The sequence below is a fragment of the Kitasatospora sp. NPDC059722 genome, assembly GCF_042733235.1.
GTDB lineage: Bacteria > Actinomycetota > Actinomycetes > Streptomycetales > Streptomycetaceae > Kitasatospora.
In genome coordinates, this window is the sequence record NZ_JBHWGD010000169.1 from 2026 (window position 1) to 7779 (window position 5754).

Here is a 5754-nt window from a genome sequence, read left to right on the forward strand (position 1 = left end):
CGGTGCCCGCGCGGTACGGCCCGGGCGGCCTGACCGCCCCTCCCCCCCCGCGCCCCTCCTGTACCGACTGTAACAACTGTTACCACTGCACCGCGGGGGGGGCCCCCCCCCCAGGGGGCCCCCCCCGGCACGTCCGCGGTGGCGCCGAATCCCGACGTCGTCTCCTGACGTCGTCTCAGCATCCGGACGAATGGCCGAATCCCCGACGAAGCGACCGCGGATAGGCCGTAGGCTGGCCGTGCAGCTGGTTCGCCCCGTCCGCCAGGCGGGGCGTCGCAAGAGGGAACCCGGTGACGCCATTCAACTGGCCAGTCCGGGACTGCCCCGCAGCGGTGAGTGGGAACGACCGCCGTCATACGCACTGGGCCCGGGCCGGGTCTGGGAAGCGACGGCCAGTAGGTGACCGCCCTTCAAGGGCCGGCCGTGCCCGCGAGTCCGAAGACCTGCCCGCTGCCCGCGTGCGACCGTTCGCGCGCGGCCATCCGGTGACCTCGAGGGCGGGTCGGCGACCACACCAGGCGGAGCTGCCCGTGCAGCGGTTCGCCCGGTGCGTCATCCCTTCGCGTCCTCGTCCCGTCGCCGGGTACTTGAGAGACAGACTCGCGAAGGAGAGTCCCTTGACCACGAAGTCCGCAGCCGCGGCGACCCTCGCCACCGCGTACGGCTACCCCCGCCAGGGCCGGGGCCGGGAGCTCAAGAAGGCGATCGAGGGGTACTGGAAGGGCGCCGTCACCGCCGAGACGCTGCTCGCCACCGCCGCCGACCTGCGCCGGGGAAACTGGCAGCAGCTCGCCGACTCCGGCATCGAGGAGATCCCGACCGGGGACTTCTCGCTCTACGACCACGTGCTGGACACCACCGTCGCGGTCGGCGCCATCCCGTCCCGCCACCGGGACGCCGTCGATGCCGACCCGCTGGACGGGTACTTCGCCATGGCGCGCGGCACCCAGGACGTCGCGCCGCTGGAGATGACCAAGTGGTTCGACACCAACTACCACTACCTGGTACCCGAGTTGGGACCGGGCACGGCCTTCGCCGCCGATCCGGCCAAGGCGGTCGGCGAACTGCGGGAGGCCCTCGCGCTCGGTCACGCCGCCCGCCCGGTGCTGGTCGGGCCGGTCACCTACCTGCTGCTGGCCAAGCCCGCCCCCGGCGTCGACGACGACTTCCGGCCGATCACCCTGCTCGACCGGCTGCTGCCCGTCTACGCGGAGCTGCTCGCCGCTCTGAAGGCCGCCGGCGCCGAGTGGGTGCAACTGGACGAGCCCGCGCTCGTCCAGGACCGCACCCCCGCCGAGCTCAACGCCGCCGCCCGCGCCTACCGCGAGCTGGGCTCACTGACCGACCGTCCTAAGCTGCTGGTCGCGAGCTACTTCGACCGTCTGGGCGAGGCGCTCCCGGTCCTCGCCAAGGCCCCGGTCGAGGGCCTGGCGCTGGACTTCACGGGACCTGCCGCCGCCAACCTGGACGACCTCGCCGCCGCCGGCGGGCTGCCGGGCAAGCGGCTGGTGGCCGGCGTGGTCGACGGGCGCAACATCTGGATCAACGACCTGGAGCAGTCGCTCGCCACCCTGGCCACCCTGCTCGGGCTCGCCGACCGGATCGACGTCGCGCCGTCCTGCTCCCTCCTGCACGTGCCGATCGACGCCACGCTCGAACGCGACGTCGACCCGCAGATCCTGCGCTGGCTCGCCTTCGCCAAGCAGAAGGCCGCGGAGGCGGCGCTGCTGGCCCGGGGTCTGCGCGAGGGCACCGGGGCGATCACCGCCGACCTCGCCGCCAACCGCGCCGACCTCGCCTCCCGGGCCGGCTCGCCGATCACCCGGGACCCGGCCGTCCGCGCCCGCTCCGCCGCCGTCACCCTCGACGACACCCGCCGCGCCCAGGCCTACCCGCAGCGCGCCGAGGCCCAGCGCGCCCGCCTCGGCCTGCCCCTGCTGCCGACCACCACCATCGGCTCCTTCCCGCAGACCACCGAACTGCGCCTCGCGCGCGCCGACCTGAGCGCGGGACGGATCGACGCCGCCGCCTACCGGGAGCGCATGGAGGCGGAGGTCCGCGAGGTCATCGCCTACCAGGAGAAGGCGGGCCTCGACGTCCTCGTCCACGGCGAGCCCGAGCGCAACGACATGGTCCAGTACTTCGCCGAGCAGCTCACCGGCTACCTCGCCACGCGCCACGGCTGGGTGCAGTCCTACGGCACCCGCTACGTCCGCCCGCCGGTCCTGGCCGGGGACATCTCCCGCCCGCACCCGATGACCGTCGACTGGTTCCGCTACGCGCAAGGCCTGACGGACCGCCCGGTCAAGGGCATGCTGACCGGCCCGGTCACCATGCTCGCCTGGTCCTTCGTGCGCGACGACCAGCCGCTCGCCGAGACCGCCCGCCAGGTCGCCCTCGCCCTGCGCGACGAGGTCACCGACCTGGAGGCCGCCGGCGCGGCCGTCGTCCAGGTCGACGAGCCGGCCCTGCGCGAGACCCTCCCGCTGCGGGCCGCCGGCCGCCCGGCCTACCTGGACTGGGCGACGGAGTCCTTCCGTGTCGCCACCTCCGGCGTCCGCGCCGACACCCAGATCCACACCCACATGTGCTACGCCGAGTTCGGTGCGATCATGACGGCGATCGACGAGCTCGACGCGGACGTCATCTCCCTGGAGGCGACGCGCTCGCACATGGAGGTGGCCGGGGAACTGGCCGGGGCGGGCTACCCGCGCGAGGTCGGTCCGGGGGTGTGGGACATCCACTCCCCGCGCGTGCCGAGCACCGAGGAGGCCGTGGCGCTGCTGCGCGCGGGCCTCGCGGCGATCCCGGCCGAGCGCCTGTGGGTCAACCCCGACTGCGGCCTGAAGACCCGCGGCTGGGCGGAGACCCGCGCCTCCCTCGACAGCCTGGTCGCTGCCGCCCGCCACCTGCGCGAGGAACTGGCGGGCTGATCCGACCCCCTTCCCGGGGACAGCACAAGGCCCCGCCGGTGTCCGGCCCTTCGTGACAGAGGCCTGGACACCGGCGGGGCCCGCTCGGTCACACCCCGCGGTGCGGGTGGAACCCCTGCCCGGTCTTGCGGCCGAGCAGGCCCGCCTCGACCATGCGGGAGAGCAGGGGCGGGGGTGCGAAGAGCGGCTCCTTGTACTCGTCGTACATCGACCGCGCGATCGCCTCGACGGTGTCGAGGCCGATGAGGTCGGCGAGTCGGAGCGGACCCATCGGGTGGGCGCAGCCGTGGACCATGCCGGCGTCGATGTCCTCGGGGGTGGCGTGGCCGGCTTCGGCCATCCGGATCGCGGACAGCAGGTAGGGCACGAGCAGGGCGTTGACGACGAAGCCAGCGCGGTCGCGGGAGTGGACGACGTGTTTGCCGAGGACGTCGCGCGCGAAGGCCTCGGCGCGGGCCAGGACGGGTGGGGAGGTGTGCAGGGAGGCGACGAGCTCGACGAGGGGCATCACCGGGGCCGGGTTGAAGAAGTGCAGCCCGAGGACGTGCAAGGCGCGGCCGGTGGTGTTGCCGAGGCGGGTGACCGGGATGGACGAGGTGTTGGTGGCGAGGACCGCGTCGTCGTCGGCGAGGACCTTGTCGAGCGCGGTGAGCACGTCCGTCTTGAGGTGTTCGTCCTCGATGACGGCCTCGACGACGAGCTGGCGGTCGGCGAGCGCTTCGAGGTCGTCGGCGAACAGCAGGTGGGCCCAGGTGTCCTCGCGGTCGGTCGGGCTGATCCGGCCGCGGTCGACGGCGCGGTGCAGGGAGCGGTCGATGCGGCCGCGGGCGGCCCGGAGTGCGGACGGGTCCCTCTCGCAGACGATGGTATCCAGGCCGGCACGGGCGAAGACCTCGGCGATGCCGGAGCCCATCTGGCCGGCGCCGACGACGGCGACGCGGCGGATCGCGTCACGGTTGGTCTTGTCACGGCCGGTCTCGTGACGGCCGGCTTCGCCACGGCTGGCTTCGTCACGGCTGGCTTCGTCATGACTGGTCTCGTGACGGCGGATCTCGTTCAAGGCTGCCTCCGTACGGGTGGGCGGGTCAGGCCGCGGCGCGGTCGCGGACGAGGTGGCGGGCGTACGCCTCGGTGGTGAGGAAGGCGGGGAGTTCGTCGCCGAGGGCGGTCTCTTCGAGGATCCGCACCGCGTGGTCGAGCAGTTCGGGGTCGACGCCCTCGCCGAGGAGCGCGGCCCGCTCGCGGTCGATCAGGCGGCGCACCAGGTCCGGGGTGGCGAGGGAGCCGCCGGTCAGCCGGGTGCAGTGGTGCTGCCACTGCCAGATCTGGCAGCGGGCGATCTCGGCGGTGGCGACGTCCTCCATCAGGCCGAACACGGCGACGGCCCCGGCGCCGCCGAGCCACGCCGTGAGGTAGCGCAGGGCGACGGCGACGTTGGACCGCAGCCCGTGGTCGGTCGGCAGGCCGGGGGAGAGGCGGTGGACGGCGAGCAGGTCGGCGGCGGTGACGTCGACGTCCTCGCGGGTGCGGTCGAGCTGGTGGGGGCGGTCGCCGAGGACGGCGTCGAAGGCGGTGTGGCAGGTGGCGACGAGACCGGGGTGGGCGACCCAGGAGCCGTCGAAGCCGTCGCCGGCCTCGCGTTCCTTGTCCGCGCGGACCTTGGTGAGGGCGGCCTCGTTGGCGGCCGGGTCGCGCTGCGGGACGGCGGCGGCCATGCCGCCGATGGCGTGGGCGCCGCGGCGGTGGCAGGTGCGGACGAGGAGGTCGGTGTAGGCGCGCATGAAGGGCTGCGTCATGGTGAGGGTCGCGCGGTCGGGCAGGACGTACCGCGGGCCGTGGTGGGCGAAGTTCTTGATGAGGCTGAACAGGTAGTCCCAGCGGCCCGCGTTCAACCCGGCCGCGTGGTCGCGCAGTTCGTGGAGGATCTCGTCCATCTCGAAGGCGGCGGTGATGGTCTCGATCAGGACGGTCGCGCGGACGGTGCCGTACGGGATGCCCAACTCGCGCTGGGCGAAGGTGAAGACGTCGTTCCAGAGGCGGGCTTCGAGGTGGTTCTCCAGCTTGGGCAGGTAGAAGTACGGGCCGCTGCCGCGCTCGATCTGGCGACGGCCGCAGTGGAAGAGGTAGAGGCCGAAGTCGACCAGCGCGCCGATGGCCGGGCGGCCGTCGATCAGCAGGTGGGCTTCGTCGAGGTGCCAGCCGCGGGGGCGGACGACGATGGTGGCCGGGTCGTCGCCGATCCGGTAGCGCTTGCCCCCGGGCGTCGTGTCGTCGATCCGGCGCTCGATCGCGTCGATCAGGTTGAGCTGGCCGGAGACGAGGTTGTGCCAGGTGGGCGCGGTGGCGTCCTCGAAGTCGGCGAGCCACACCTTCGCACCGGAATTGAGCGCGTTGACCGTCATCCGGCGCTCGGGCGGGCCGGTGATCTCCACCCGGCGGTCGGCGAGGCCGGGTCCGGCGCCGGCCACGCGCCAGGTGGTGTCCTCGCGGACGGCGCGCGTCTGCGGGAGGAAGTCGAGCGTGCCGCCGGCCGCGAGCGCGGCGGCGCGGCGGCGGCGCTCGGCGAGCAAGCCGGTGCGCCGGTCGGCGAACTCGTCGTGCAGGCGCGCGAGGAAGGCGAGCGCCTCGGGCGTGAGGATCTCGTCGAAGCGGTCCTCGTGCTCGCCGAGGACCTCGGTACGGGTGGGCTGGCTCATCCGGTCCTCCAGGAGGCGGGGTGGGTGGGGCCCGGGGGGCCGGGCCCCAACCCAGGCCCCGGGGGGGGGGGGGATGGGGGCCCCAACCCCCAGAGGGCGCCCCGGAGGGGTAGATGGAAAGCACC

Annotated in this window: 3 protein-coding genes and 1 riboswitch; of the genes, 1 reads left to right on the forward strand and 2 read right to left on the reverse strand. The window is 73.7% G+C overall.

Going from position 1 to position 5754, the window contains the following annotated elements:
* The first annotated feature begins 228 nt into the window (after window positions 1-228).
* A riboswitch (cobalamin riboswitch) is annotated at window positions 229-466 on the forward strand.
* Between the two features lie 151 nt (window positions 467-617).
* Window positions 618-2933: a 5-methyltetrahydropteroyltriglutamate--homocysteine S-methyltransferase gene (metE, locus tag ACFV4F_RS41275; RefSeq protein WP_380510785.1), complete on the forward strand. Its 2316-nt coding sequence runs from the start codon at window positions 618-620 to the stop codon at window positions 2931-2933.
* Between the two features lie 88 nt (window positions 2934-3021).
* Here the strand turns inward: metE and ACFV4F_RS41280 are convergent, their stop codons facing one another.
* Both ACFV4F_RS41280 and aceB read right to left on the reverse strand, forming a co-directional pair.
* The gene (locus tag ACFV4F_RS41280) at window positions 3022-3879 is read right to left on the reverse strand and encodes a 3-hydroxybutyryl-CoA dehydrogenase (protein ID WP_380510794.1); all 858 of its coding nucleotides are present in this window, start codon (window positions 3877-3879) and stop codon (window positions 3022-3024) included.
* Window positions 3880-4018: 139 nt separating this feature from the next.
* Window positions 4019-5629, reverse strand: coding sequence for a malate synthase A (gene aceB, locus ACFV4F_RS41285; protein WP_380510788.1), 1611 nt, complete (start codon window positions 5627-5629; stop codon window positions 4019-4021).
* Between the last annotated feature and the right edge of the window lie 125 nt (window positions 5630-5754).

Bases quoted from the DNA above. Each gene is read 5' to 3' on its own strand.
- aceB (WP_380510788.1), bottom strand. From the start codon at position 5,629: ATGAGCCAGCCCACCCGTACCGAGGTCCTCGGCGAGCACGAGGACCGC.